The organism is Actinobacillus seminis, assembly GCF_002263215.1.
Classification (GTDB): domain Bacteria; phylum Pseudomonadota; class Gammaproteobacteria; order Enterobacterales; family Pasteurellaceae; genus Actinobacillus_B; species Actinobacillus_B seminis.
Window position 1 is genome coordinate 25,239 of record NZ_NLFK01000008.1, and the last position, 13,432, is coordinate 38,670.

General features: G+C 37.8%; 12 protein-coding genes and 1 pseudogene. 7 read left to right on the plus strand and 6 right to left on the minus strand.

The features are described 5' to 3' along the window. Nucleotides 1-19 precede the first annotated feature (19 nt). From atpG to CFY87_RS08415, 3 genes are read left to right on the plus strand one after another with little or no spacing between them, the layout of a single operon-like run. Nucleotides 20-889: a F0F1 ATP synthase subunit gamma gene (gene atpG / locus CFY87_RS08405; RefSeq protein ID WP_094946754.1), complete on the plus strand. Its 870-nt coding sequence runs from the start codon at nucleotides 20-22 to the stop codon at nucleotides 887-889. A 14-nt stretch (nucleotides 890-903) separates the two neighbouring features. Next, complete coding sequence (gene atpD / locus CFY87_RS08410; protein WP_094946755.1) at nucleotides 904-2,277, plus strand: F0F1 ATP synthase subunit beta; 1,374 nt, start codon at nucleotides 904-906, stop codon at nucleotides 2,275-2,277. A 42-nt stretch (nucleotides 2,278-2,319) separates the two neighbouring features. Further along, a complete protein-coding gene (locus tag CFY87_RS08415; RefSeq protein WP_094946756.1) occupies nucleotides 2,320-2,748 on the plus strand; it encodes a F0F1 ATP synthase subunit epsilon in 429 nt (142 codons plus the stop codon). A gap of 62 nt (nucleotides 2,749-2,810) precedes the next feature. On the opposite strand, the gene CFY87_RS08420 is transcribed toward CFY87_RS08415, so the two are convergent. The 6 genes and pseudogenes from CFY87_RS08420 to CFY87_RS08450 all read right to left on the minus strand — a co-directional run bounded on the left by CFY87_RS08420 (nucleotide 2,811) and on the right by CFY87_RS08450 (nucleotide 11,188). Then, nucleotides 2,811-2,909 carry a methionine/alanine import family NSS transporter small subunit gene (locus tag CFY87_RS08420; protein ID WP_115238748.1) on the minus strand — a complete coding sequence of 33 codons (99 nt, stop codon included), beginning with the start codon at nucleotides 2,907-2,909 and terminating at the stop codon, nucleotides 2,811-2,813. Beyond that, nucleotides 2,909-4,417 carry a sodium-dependent transporter gene (locus CFY87_RS08425; protein ID WP_094946758.1) on the minus strand — a complete coding sequence of 503 codons (1,509 nt, stop codon included), beginning with the start codon at nucleotides 4,415-4,417 and terminating at the stop codon, nucleotides 2,909-2,911. Before CFY87_RS08425 ends, CFY87_RS08420 begins: the two co-directional genes overlap by 1 nt. A 248-nt stretch (nucleotides 4,418-4,665) precedes the next feature. Next, the gene (locus CFY87_RS08430; RefSeq protein ID WP_094946759.1) at nucleotides 4,666-5,967 is read right to left on the minus strand and encodes a sodium ion-translocating decarboxylase subunit beta; all 1,302 of its coding nucleotides are present in this window, start codon (nucleotides 5,965-5,967) and stop codon (nucleotides 4,666-4,668) included. Nucleotides 5,968-5,976: 9 nt separating this feature from the next. Next, nucleotides 5,977-7,624: pseudogene (oadA, locus tag CFY87_RS08435) on the minus strand (sodium-extruding oxaloacetate decarboxylase subunit alpha); the annotation flags it as partial. A gap of 596 nt (nucleotides 7,625-8,220) precedes the next feature. Then, nucleotides 8,221-10,170 carry a MacB family efflux pump subunit gene (locus CFY87_RS08445; RefSeq protein ID WP_094946761.1) on the minus strand — a complete coding sequence of 650 codons (1,950 nt, stop codon included), beginning with the start codon at nucleotides 10,168-10,170 and terminating at the stop codon, nucleotides 8,221-8,223. A 115-nt stretch (nucleotides 10,171-10,285) separates the two neighbouring features. Continuing rightward, the gene (locus tag CFY87_RS08450) at nucleotides 10,286-11,188 is read right to left on the minus strand and encodes an efflux RND transporter periplasmic adaptor subunit (RefSeq protein ID WP_236757396.1); all 903 of its coding nucleotides are present in this window, start codon (nucleotides 11,186-11,188) and stop codon (nucleotides 10,286-10,288) included. 349 nt (nucleotides 11,189-11,537) lie between these two features. Between CFY87_RS08450 and CFY87_RS08455 the strand changes: the two genes are divergently transcribed. The 4 genes from CFY87_RS08455 (at nucleotide 11,538) to CFY87_RS08470 (ending at nucleotide 13,305) form a co-directional block, all read left to right on the plus strand. Then, the gene (locus CFY87_RS08455) at nucleotides 11,538-12,095 is read left to right on the plus strand and encodes a hypothetical protein (RefSeq protein WP_236757397.1); all 558 of its coding nucleotides are present in this window, start codon (nucleotides 11,538-11,540) and stop codon (nucleotides 12,093-12,095) included. A gap of 16 nt (nucleotides 12,096-12,111) precedes the next feature. After that, nucleotides 12,112-12,345: a hypothetical protein gene (locus CFY87_RS08460; protein ID WP_094946762.1), complete on the plus strand. Its 234-nt coding sequence runs from the start codon at nucleotides 12,112-12,114 to the stop codon at nucleotides 12,343-12,345. A gap of 153 nt (nucleotides 12,346-12,498) precedes the next feature. Next, nucleotides 12,499-13,059, plus strand: coding sequence for a hypothetical protein (locus CFY87_RS08465; protein ID WP_236757398.1), 561 nt, complete (start codon nucleotides 12,499-12,501; stop codon nucleotides 13,057-13,059). A 12-nt stretch (nucleotides 13,060-13,071) separates the two neighbouring features. Continuing rightward, the gene (locus CFY87_RS08470) at nucleotides 13,072-13,305 is read left to right on the plus strand and encodes a hypothetical protein (protein WP_094946763.1); all 234 of its coding nucleotides are present in this window, start codon (nucleotides 13,072-13,074) and stop codon (nucleotides 13,303-13,305) included. The last annotated feature ends 127 nt before the right edge of the window (nucleotides 13,306-13,432 follow it).

A 13,432-nucleotide genomic window follows, 5' to 3' on the forward strand; every position in this document is an offset into this window, starting at 1 on the left:
ACAGTAACGGAGAAACGAAATGGCTGGTGCAAAAGAGATAAAAACCAAAATTTCCAGTGTGCAAAGTACGAAAAAAATTACTAAGGCAATGGAAATGGTTGCTGCTTCGAAAATGCGTAAAACGCAAGATCGAATGTCTTCTTCACGTCCGTATTCTGATGCAATACGCAGTGTAATTAGCCACGTATCAAAAGCCAGTGTAGGTTATAAACATCCGTTTTTAGTTGAACGAGAAATTAAAAAAGTCGGTGTTTTGTTAATTTCAACAGACCGAGGATTGTGCGGCGGATTAAACGTAAACTTATTTAAAACAGCGCTTTCTGAAATTAAAGGTTGGAAAGAGAAAAATGTGGAAGTTTCGCTTGGTTTAATTGGTTCTAAAGGGATTGGTTTTTTCCATCCACTGGGATTAGATGTTGTCGCACAACATTCCGGTATGGGGGATAGTCCTTCTGTTGAAGAACTTATCGGTATTGCAAATCGTATGTTTGATGCTTACCGTGAAGGCAAAATAGATGCTATCTATATTGCTTATAATAAGTTTATTAATACAATGTCGCAAAAACCGACGTTTGAAAAACTTGTTCCGTTGCCGGAATTGGATAATGACAATTTAGGCGAGAAAAAACAATCTTGGGATTATTTATACGAACCGGATCCAAAAGTTTTATTGGACAGTTTGTTGGTTCGTTATTTAGAATCACAAGTTTATCAAGCGGTAGTTGAAAACTTAGCTTCTGAGCAAGCAGCGAGAATGGTGGCGATGAAAGCAGCAACAGATAATGCAGGTAATTTAATTAATGACTTGCAGTTGGTGTATAATAAAGCTCGTCAGGCAAGTATCACAAATGAATTAAACGAAATTGTTGCAGGCGCTGCAGCGATTTAATGGAGAAGACGGTAATGTCAGCAGGAAAAATTGTACAGATTATCGGTGCGGTAATCGACGTTGAATTCCCACAAGATGCAGTACCAAAAGTTTATGATGCATTAAAAGTTGAATCGGGATTAACACTTGAAGTTCAACAACAATTAGGTGGTGGTGTAGTGCGTTGTATTGCACTGGGTTCATCTGATGGTTTAAAACGTGGTTTAAAAGTAGAAAATACAGGTAATCCTATTTCTGTGCCGGTTGGTACGAAAACCTTAGGTCGTATTATGAACGTATTAGGTGAACCTATTGATGAGAAAGGACCTGTCGGTGCGGAAGAAACTTGGGCTATTCACCGTGCAGCACCAAGCTATGAAGAACAATCAAACAGTACGGAATTATTAGAAACCGGTATTAAAGTAATCGACTTAATTTGCCCATTTGCAAAAGGGGGAAAAGTGGGGTTATTCGGTGGTGCGGGTGTAGGTAAAACCGTTAATATGATGGAATTAATCCGTAATATTGCGATCGAACACTCCGGTTATTCCGTATTTGCCGGTGTAGGTGAACGTACTCGAGAGGGTAATGACTTCTATCATGAAATGACAGAATCCAATGTGTTGGATAAAGTATCTTTGGTTTATGGTCAAATGAATGAGCCGCCGGGTAACCGTTTACGTGTAGCCTTAACAGGATTGACTATGGCGGAAAAATTCCGTGATGAAGGGCGTGACGTATTATTCTTCGTGGATAATATTTATCGTTATACCCTTGCTGGTACAGAAGTTTCAGCTTTGTTAGGTCGTATGCCTTCTGCGGTAGGTTATCAACCAACATTGGCGGAAGAAATGGGGGTATTACAAGAGCGTATTACTTCAACTAAAACCGGTTCCATCACTTCCGTGCAAGCGGTTTATGTGCCTGCTGATGACTTGACTGACCCATCTCCGGCAACGACCTTTGCGCACTTGGACTCAACTGTTGTATTAAGTCGCCAAATCGCGTCATTAGGGATTTACCCTGCGGTTGATCCGTTAGATTCAACTTCTCGTCAATTAGATCCGTTAATTGTCGGTCAAGAGCATTATGATGTCGCTCGTGGTGTGCAAGGGATTTTACAACGCTATAAAGAATTGAAAGATATTATCGCAATTCTTGGTATGGATGAACTTTCCGAAGAAGATAAATTAGTGGTGGCGCGCGCACGTAAAATCGAGCGTTTCTTATCACAACCGTTCTTCGTAGCAGAGGTCTTTACTGGCTCACCGGGTAAATACGTATCATTGAAAGATACTATTCGTGGTTTCAAAGGTATTTTAGATGGCGAATACGACCATATTCCGGAACAAGCGTTCTATATGGTAGGTTCAATTGATGAAGTGCTAGAAAAAGCCAAAAAAATGTAATCACTTCAAGACTGAAAAACAGCAAACTTGAAGGAGAAAAAAATGGCAACACTTAAATTAACAGTAGTAAGCGCAGAAAAAAGCATTTTTACCGGCGAGGTAAAAAGTATTCAGGCTTCCGGTATTGAGGGGGAATTAGGTATTTTGCCGGGACATACTCCGTTAATGACTGCGATTAAGCCGGGTATTGTAAAGTTAACGCTTGAAAACGGTAACGAAGAAGTAATTTATGTTTCCGGTGGTTTTTTGGAAGTACAACCGACAGTTGTTACCGTGCTTGCTGATGTTGCTATTCGTGGAAAAGAGCTTGATGCAGATCGTATTTTGGAAGCTAAACGTCGTGCGGAACAAAATATCGTATCAGGCGCAAAAGATGCAAATTATGAGATGTTGGCATCTAAACTTTCAAGAGAATTAGCAAAATTACGTGCTTACGAATTGACGGAAAAATTAGTGAAAAACAGACGCTAATTTGACCGCACTTTAATAAAAAAGGGTTCGTTTTTTTGAACCCTTTTTTCTATCTGATAATGTTATCCTTCTTTAGGAAGGCGTTTAACCGCAAATAATAGTCCACCCCAAATAATTACTAACGCAATAACCATCATCAAAATTGCAATACTGCTCATCATTATTCTCCTCTATGCTCAGCTAAATGCTCATCTTTCCATTTTAAACGGGACAATAGAAATGAAACCACAAATAAACCGATAGACATTCCCCAACCAAAGATATTTACAAACCAACTTGGGTAGCCTTCGTAACCTTCCGATAATACTTTTGCTCCTTCACTTAACAACATAAAGGCAAGTACGCCGGTGGTTAAGATGATAAATAAACGCCAGAAAAAACCTACTTTAAAAGAAGAGGTTTCATTTAAGTGATTTCCTAATGTACTTAGTTTTTCATTGGTCACAATAGCTACTAATGAAACAAAGGCTACTGCAACAATACCGAAATAGTTGACGAATTTATCCAGTACATCTAGCATAGGTAACCCAGTTGTTGTACCAAATAGTAAAATTGAGACAAACATCATTGGAATTCCAACAATAAAAGTGGATTTTACCCGCCCTAATCTTAATTTATCTTGTACTGCGGAAATAATTACTTCAATGACAGAAATAAATGAAGTCAATGCAGCAAAGGTTAATGAACCGAAAAATAATACGCCTAACACTTCACCAAACGGGGCTTCGTTAATGATTGTCGGGAATGCAAAAAACGCCAATCCGATACCACCTTTCGCTACATCACTAACTTCTTGACCGGCAGCGGTTGCCATAAAACCAAGTGCGGCGAATACACCAATACCGGCTAAAATTTCAAAACTGCTGTTTGCAAATCCAACCACCAAGCCACTACCGGTTAAATCGGAATCTTTTTTCAAATAAGAGGCATAGGTGATCATAATACCGAAGCAAATAGATAGTGAGAAAAATATTTGCCCGTAAGCTGCAATCCATACACTTGGATCGGATAATTTTGACCAATTCGGAGTAAATAACGCATCCAGACCTTTTTCTGAACCCGGTAAGAAAAGTGCGGAAATAACTAAAATTATGAACATAATAATCAGTAAAGGCATTAATATTCCGGAAGATTTAGCAATTCCTTTTTGTACACCCAATGCTAAAACACCTAATGCCACTAACCATACTGCAATTAACGGACCGGTAACCATGCTTACAAATTCAAAACTTACCCCTTGATTAATATCTCCCATACGCAAAAATTCGCCAATGAAAAAATCAATCGGTTTATCGCCCCAAGCCCCATTGATGGAAAAATAAGTATAACTTGCAGCCCAGCCAAGAATAACGGCATAGTAAATACCAATAATTACATTCACCATCACTTGCCACCAGCCGAATGTTTCAAAATGACGATTAAAACGTCGATAAGAAAGCGGTGCGCCTCCACGGTGACGATGACCGATAGCATAATCTAAAAACAATAACGGAATACCGGCAGTTAATAATGCAATAATATAAGGAATAACAAATGCACCGCCTCCGTTTTCATAAGTAACATAGGGGAAACGCCATATATTCCCTAATCCTACTGCAGAACCGATAGCCGCAATAATAAACGCTTTTCGGCTGGAAAAGGTTTCACGTTGATTATTTGATTTTGACATAATTTAAACCTTCAATTAAAAATAAGGCTTTTAATATAACGGATTATTTTAACCAGTCAATAGATAAAAATATTTGATAATCATTGTTTTTATTCTTTTTTTAGTTATTTATTCTTTTAGAAATTATTATTTTAATTAATTATTTTGATTTAAAAAAAAAAAAAAAAAAAGTGAGGAAGAAATACGAGAACATATATTAATACCTAAATCTTATATTTTATAAAATAATAAGATTTAGGTAAAAATGATTACATAATAGCAATGTATTTTAACATTACACCGGCGGCGATAGCGGAACCGATAACACCCGCGACATTAGGTCCCATGGCGTGCATTAACAAAAAGTTTTGATGATCGGATTCCAGTCCTATTTTGTTGGCAACACGCGCCGCCATAGGTACTGCAGAAACACCGGAGGCACCAATTAACGGATTAATCGGATTTTTGCTAAAACGGTTCATTAATTTTGCCATTAACACTCCGCTTGCGGTACCGATACCGAACGCGATAATACCGAGTACCAAAATGCCGAGAGTTTGTGGTTGCAAAAATTTATCCGCTACCAATTTTGCTCCGACAGATAAGCCTAAGAAGATAGTGACGATATTGATCAAGGCATTTTGTGCGGTGTCGTTTAAACGTTCAACGACGCCACTGACCCACATTAAGTTACCAAAACAGAACATTCCCAATAATGGGGCAGCGTCCGGCAATAATAAGGCAACTAAAACTAATAACACGATAGGAAACAGCACTTTTTCCCGCCGGCTGACTTGACGTAATTGTACCATGCGGATTTTACGTTCCTGTGGTGTGGTTAAGGCTTTCATGATCGGAGGTTGAATTAAGGGTAGCAATGCCATATAAGAATAGGCAGCAACAGCGATCGCGCCCAATAATTCCGGTGCTAATTTGCCGGCAAGATAAATGGCGGTTGGACCGTCAGCACCGCCGATAATCCCGATCGCCGCAGCTTGTGGCAAGGTGAAATCAATGATACCAATCCAATTTAATAATAATGCGCCGATAACGGTGGCAAAAATTCCAAATTGTGCGGCAGCGCCTAATAATAGGGTTCTTGGATTGGCTAACAGCGGACCGAAATCCGTCATAGCGCCCACGCCCATAAAAATGATCAACGGCGCCACGCCATAACCAATTGCTACTTTATAAAACAGCGCTAACACGCCGGCGGCATACCCCATATCGCCCGCCATCACTTCCAGTTCGTTTTGCAGAGATGGCAACGCGTTGGCGAGCGCCAGTTTTATTGCCTGTGGATCGGCGGCACTATTGAGCTTAGCGGCGATAATTGCCAGTTGTTCGCTTGAGCCTTGGTGCAATAAATTATCCAAGGCAGTCATTGCTAAACCCGCTTCCGGAATATTGGATAATAATTCCCCGAAACCGATAGGTAGCAGTAACAAAGGCTCAAATTTGCGTGCAATGGCAAGCCACAGTAACAAGAGGCTGACAGCCATCATCACTGCCTGTCCCCATTCTAAATGCATGATCCCCATGCCACGTAATAAGGCGTAAATACTTTCCATATTCACCGCCTACACTAAGGTCATCAAAGTAGTGCCAACTGCAACGGAATCGCCGGTTTTCACGCGGATACCTTGCACGACACCGGATTTGGACGCACGAATTTCCGTTTCCATTTTCATGGCTTCCAAAATCAACAACACATCACCTTCCGTCACGCGCAGACCTTCAGTGGCAATAACTTTCCAAATATTGCCTGCCATTGGCACGCTGACCGGTGTACCTTCGACATTGGTTGGCGTTGTTGTGGGGACACTTGGTGCCGGAGAGGCAGTGCTAATTTGCTCAATTTCACCGCCTTCAGACACTTTAACCACCCTCCAATTCTACGGTGTAAACTGCCGGATTTTATGGTGTTTTCGCAAGTGCGGTCGATTTTTTGTTTATTTTGGTTTCTGTCGCTTTATTTTCTAGTGTCGGCGCCGGTTCAAAGGCATCCGGATTGCCACAATTTTCTAAGAATTTCAAGCCGATTTGCGGGAACAATGCTACAATTAACACATCATCAATTTCATTTTCCGCCAATTGAATACCTTTTTCTTTGGCTTGTTGTTTGACTTCATCAATCAATTTCTCCATTTCTGGCGCAAGATGATCTGCCGGACGGTCGGTAATTGGCTGTCCACCCTCCAACACCCGAGCTTGTAATTCGGCATTGACCGGTGCCGGCGTACGCCCGTATTCCCCTTTTAGAATACCGGCAGTTTCTTTGGCAATCGATTTATAACGTTCGCCCATCAATACGTTAATTACCGATTGGGTACCGACAATTTGTGAGGTCGGTGTAACCAATGGAATATAGCCCAAATCCGCCCGTACTTTTGGAATTTCTTCCAACACTAAGTCAATTTTGTCGGAGGCATTTTGTTGTTTTAATTGACTTTCCAAGTTGGTTAACATCCCGCCAGGAACTTGTGCCACTAAAATGCGGCTGTCCACACCATGCAATTGCCCTTCAAATTTGGCATATTTTTTCCGCACGTTACGGAAATAAGCGGCAATTTTTTCTAATTGCGGGATATTTAAACCGGTATCATATTGGGTATCTTGTAACTCAGCGACTAGGGCTTCTGTTGCCGGATGACCGTAGGTACCGCTCATGGAAGAAATCGCGGTGTCAATTCCATCTACACCGGCTTCCACCGCTTTCAACAAGGTTATTTCGGCAAGACCGGTGGTGGAATGGCAATGTAAATGCAGTTGCACATCATACCGTTGTTTAATTTCACTGACTAATTTATACGCATCAACTGGCGTCAAAATCCCTGACATATCTTTAATCACCAAGGAATCAATACCGATTTCCATTAATTGTTCGGCTGTATTTAACCAAGTTTCTAAGGTATGTACCGGACTGGTAGTGTAACTTAAAGTACCTTGTGCATGAGCGCCATTTTTGCGTACCGCTTTCAGTGCTTGCTGCATATTGAGTGGATCATTCATGGCGTCAAATACACGGAAAACTGACATTCCGTTATCCACCGCACGTTCCACAAACCGATCCACTACATCATCAGCATAATGGCGATAGCCCAATAAATTTTGTCTGCGCAATAACATTTGTAACGGGGTTTTCGGAATGGCTTTTTTCAATTCGCGCAACCGTACCCAAGGATCTTCGCCTAAGAAACGAATACAAGCATCAAAGGTCGCACCCCCAAGCTTTATATAAACTATCCGCTACATAATAACTGATTTAATAAAAAAATACTTGAAGCAGATCACAGAGTTAAAAATGAAATTAAAGAAAAGGGCGGTAGAAAAATAGAAAGTTTTCAATAAGATAATATTGAAATAAGAAAAAGTGGTAGGATTTACGGTTAATATTTTGCGGGCGATTTATTCAGGGGTGTTTGCAATAATTTGATGGTAATAAAAACACCCCATAAACAAATGTTGCCTAAGACGGCAATACACATCAGTTGTAAACCATAAATTCCGTTTAAAAAAAGCAAAAGCGCTAATAAAACCAGTGTAAATAAGAATTGAATAAAGCGTTTTTCCAATAGCGTAAACATAAAATATTGACATCATTTTCCTCAACATTCTGTCTTTATTTTTACCTAAAGTGGGGGATTTTTTCTGTGAATTGGATCACAGTTTGGTGAAAAACCGGGAAAAATTCTTGGATCGCGCAAAAGAGCGGTCAAAATTATTGACATTATGTCGGTATTGTGTAAATACCGTATAACTAAAAATTATTAAAGTCCTTATATATTTAGATAAATAAGGACTTAATATAAATAGATGACGTTTTATTCTCTGGATAGTGCATCTACCGGTTTTAAACGGGCGGCATTTCGTGCCGGAAAATAACCAAAAATGATGCCTATTAATGATGAACATAAAAATGCAACAAAAAATGAAGAAAGTGTGAATTGCATTTTAATACTTTCGGTCAATAGCGAAAAAAATGAACCGAACAGTAATGAGAGTAATATACCAATAATACCGCCGATAAGGCTAACAGTAGCCGATTCAATCAGAAATTGATGCAGTATATCTTTTTCTTTTGCACCGACAGCAATTCGAATACCTATTTCTTTTGTCCGTTCAATTACGGAAACTAACATAATATTCATTACACCAATACCTCCGACAATTAATGAAATAAAGGCAATAGAAGATATCATTAAGGTCAATGCTTGAGTGGTGCGATTTAAGGATTGTAAAAATTTACTGCTACTGAAGGTAAAGAAGTCCTTTTTACCATGTTTGACAGTGAGTAAATCAATAATAGCTTTGTCGGCAACTACGGGGTCAATATGCTGTTCTAATTGTACGGTGACTTGCTGAAAGTAAGCTTGGTTACGCAAGCGTGCAACCATAGTATTATATGGTAACCAAATGGTCGCCCGTTGTCCTTCTGCTATTTGAGAAGAGGCTTCTACAACGCCGATAATCAAAACCGGTACATCACCTATAAAAACTGTTTTACCATCTATTGTTTGCGTACCAAAAATTACTTCTTTTGATTTTTTATCAATGACACCCACTGCTTGATTGGTCTCTGAATCTTGTCGATTAAATAATCTGCCATTCAACAGTTTATAATTTTTTAATGTAAAGAAATCCTGATCTACTCCATTTATTGTGGCATTAATCGTTTTGTTTAAAAAACGAACGGGCAATTCTAATATCAGATTAGGCGTGGCACCTTTGATATAAGGTTGTTGACGTAATAAAGTTAAATCCTTACTATTCAGTGTTTGAATTTTATACGCTTCCGTATCCCCCCAATTTTTGCCGGGAAAAATGTCTATTGTGTTGCTTCCTAATGCGCTAAATTCATTTAATACCTTATTTTTAGTTCCTTCTCCTAATGCTATTACACAGACGACAGCGGCGATACCGATAATAATCCCTAACATTGTTAATAATGTTCTGACTTTATGCGCTCGCATCATATTGAATGCCATAATAAAAGATTCGTTATAGCTGAGCAGTGAAGCAAACCGGTTAGTGATATTACTTGGTTTTTTCCAAGCTGTTTGAATTTTTGGCTGAGTATCAAGGTAGTTGTTATCATTATCATTGATAATTTCACCGTCTTTTATGGTGATAATTCGGTCTGCATGTTGGGCAATGTGCATATCATGCGTAATCAAAATAACGGTATGTCCCTGATGATTTAATTCTTTTAAAACTTTTAGTACTTCATGGCTGCTTTGGCTATCCAGCGCACCGGTTGGTTCGTCGGCTAAAATAATTTCTCCTCCGTTCATCAACGCACGAGCAATACTAACCCGCTGCTGTTGACCGCCGGAAAGCTGTGATGGCTTTTGTTCCAGATGTTTTTCTAATCCTAAACGACAGAGCAATTCTATTGCTCGTTTGGTCCTTTTTTCCTTATCTGTTGCAGAGTAAATGGCAGGAATTTCTACATTGCCTATTGCACTTAGGTGAGGTAATAAATGATAACGTTGAAAAACGAAACCAAAATGACGGCAGCGCAATTCAGCCAGTTCATCAGCATTTAATGAAGTAATATTTTGCCCTCGAAACAAATATTCGCCGTTATCTGCGATATCAAGAGTACCTAATATGTTCATTAAGGTTGACTTACCTGAGCCGGAAGCACCTACGATAGCAATCATGTCGCCGGCATAGATTTTTAAATTAACTGATTTTAGTACTGTTGTTTCGGTATTACCGTTAAGATAGCGCCGCTCAATATTTTTTAGTTCAATTAATGGTTGTTTCATCACAATCCTATGCTATAAATTTCACTATCATTAGACGGAGATATTGCGTTAACGGAGAGTACGACTTCATCTCCTTCAGCCAATCCTTCAATAATCTCTATTTTTGATTCATCTTTTAGCCCGGTTTTGACTGTAACTTGTTCTTTTTACCGTTTTCTCGCAGTAATGTAACGTAATATTTATCCTGCTCAATCATTTCTCCTAATGCGGATAAAGGGATAGTCAATACATTCTCACGTTTATCCAACATAATTGTTACCTCTGTCGTCATGGCAATACGTAATTTATGTTCAAGATTAGGAATTTTAAATGTAGCATAATAGTAAATCGCATTATTTACATTATTAGATAAATCGGTGATATAAACTGGAGCCAGTTTAACTGTATCAAGTTGCCCATTAAATTGATAATTTGGGTTTCCTAATAACGTAAATGAAACCGGTAGTCCGGGGTGTAAGTCAATCACATCTGCCTCTGAAACTTTGGCATAGACCTTCATTGTGTCAATATTGGCTAATTTCATCAATACAGGAACTTGTTGGCTGGTTGCTAAGGTTTGACCGCTTTGTGCCATTACAGAAATTACTGTCGCATCAATAGGTGATCGGATTTCTGTATAACCTAATTCAGTTTCTGCTTTTTCTACTTTAATTTCTGCGCTGTTAAGGTTACTTTGTGCAATTCTAACTTCCGCTTTAGCAATATCTAATCGACTTTTCGTCTCTTCGGTTTCTCTTTTCGTGGTTGCATTTGTTAGCGTTAAGCGTTGCTGACGTTCCCAATCTGATTGAAGTTGTTTAAGATTAATTTTCTTCGCATCTAAATTTGCCAAAGCATTTTCCAATTCGGTCTTTGCCAGTTTTAAATTGGTTTCTGCCAAACTGGGATCAATGATTGCCAATAGATCTCCTTTTTTAACCCGCTGTCCCTCTTGTACCAATATATATTTAATTTGTCCGGACACTTGAGCACCAATATCCACTTGTTCTGCTGCCCGTAAAGCACCGCTGGCATTCACGGTTTTATGAATATTTCCTTTTTGTACATAAAAACTAATATTTTGTTCATTTTCTTTTTTTCCAAAAAAATATAAGAATATTAAGATAAATAATAAAAATAAGCAGAATATATTTAATAAAAATTTTAATTTTCAAAACAACCGCCTTTATAATAGGTTTAATAACCATTAAAAAATCAGGGTTTATTTACTCTAGAAGAGTTTAAATTTTCTAATTTTAACCAAAATAAGAGTATTAAATCAATAGTAGATAGGTATGACCTCAGTGTAAAAGTTATAGAAACACTTGACTTAACCAATCATTTTAACCATTCTCATACCCGAGTTGTGCTATTTTTTGCAGGAGTTGATGATGAATATTTCGTTTTTTAAGAAACACCGCATATGTTGTTATGTTTTTCTTACGCCCTTATGTTTATTTTTGTTATGTTCTTATGACTTGATTGTCGCAGAGATTATCACGCCTTTTCGCTGCGAAATGTGGAAAGGGAAAGAAGTCGAGGTATTTTTAACGCCGCAAGAATGGCGAAGTTTGTCGGGAGTTAATGAGTCGCTAAAAGATACAGAATGGATTTATTATTCTAGTAATAGAGCGAAAACTGATCCTTTTTTTATTAAAAATCAAGGGGTATATCAACCTATAATGTACATAAATGAAAAAAAACATTGGTTATCCTCAGTAAATAGTAAATATCCTAACTTAAATATTTACAGTTATATATATCCAAAAACAATTTTGGGTCAAGATACTTTTATTCTTTATGATTACAGGCTTAATAAAATAATTATGAAATATAATTTCATTGCAGGATATTTTAAGTCTCCACTAACAGGGTTAGCACAACGTGTATATTGTGATAATGAATTTTTAGATGTTTATAGTGTATTAAAAAATTATTTGAACTAAGAGAAGGAATTTAATTATGTATAAAGATAATTTAGCTTTGTTAGCTGCTGCAGCTTATGGAAACTTTACTGATAAGAATAATGTAGATAGCATTCAAAGAGCACTACTAGATCAGGATATATTGGAAAAACAAGCAACACAATTCACAGACACTTATGAAATCCTCGCCCATCAAGCCAATACTGCAAATGGTTATTCCGGTACCATTGTTAGAAATAAACATAGCCATCAAGTATTTGTATTACACTGAGGAAAATGAGAAATCGGTCACAAATCTGATATTTAATGGTTTATTAAAATGATCAGATATGTTAAAACCTAGTCAAATTGAGTAAAGTAATCAGTCGCTTTAACCATTCCTATCACTTTACGTCCCCGAGTTGTGCTATTTTTACAGGAGTTGATGATGAATATTTCATTTTTTAAGAAACACCGTATATGTTGTTATGTTTTTCTTACGCCCTTATGTTTATTTTTGTTATGTTCTTATGACTGGATTGCCGCAGAGATTATCACGCCTTTTCGCTGCGAAATGTGGAAAGGAAAAGAAGTCGAGGTATTTTTAACGCCACAAGAATGGCGAAATTTGTCGGGAGTTAATGAGTCGCTAAAAGATACAGAATGGATCTATTATCCTACCATTGAAGGGGAGCCTGAAACTGAACCTTTTTTTATTAAAAATCAGGGGTTGTATCAGCCAAAAATGGATTTTTATAACAATAGACATTCGTTGATTTCCGTGAATAGTAAATATCCAAACTTAAATTTGTATATGTATATAAATCCCACAACTATTTTAGGGCACGATACATATATTCTTTATGATCATAAACTCAAAACCAAGATTTTACAGTATAACAAGATTGCAGGTTACTATGATATTCCGTTTGTTGGTTTGGCCGATAGAGTGGAATGCAATCATGATCAAAAGCATTATGATCTGATTGAAAACTATTTGAATTAAAAAGGAGATATTATGTCGAATGATAATTTGGCTCTTTTAGCAGCAGTAGCTTATGGGAAATTTAACGATATTAAAAATACCGAAGAAGTCCAAAAGATATTAAAAAAAGAAATAATATCCCAAGAGCAAGCTGAAAAATTCACAGCCACTTATGAAATCCTCGCCCATCAAGCCAATACTGCAAATGGTTATTCCGGTACCATTGTTAGAAATAAACATAGCCATCAAGTATTTGTATTACACTGAGGAAAATGAGAAATCGGTCACAAATCTGATATTTAATGGTTTATTAAAATGATCAGATATGTTAAAACCTAGTCAAATTGAGTAAAGTAATCAGTCGCTTTAACCATTCCTATCACTTTACGTCCCC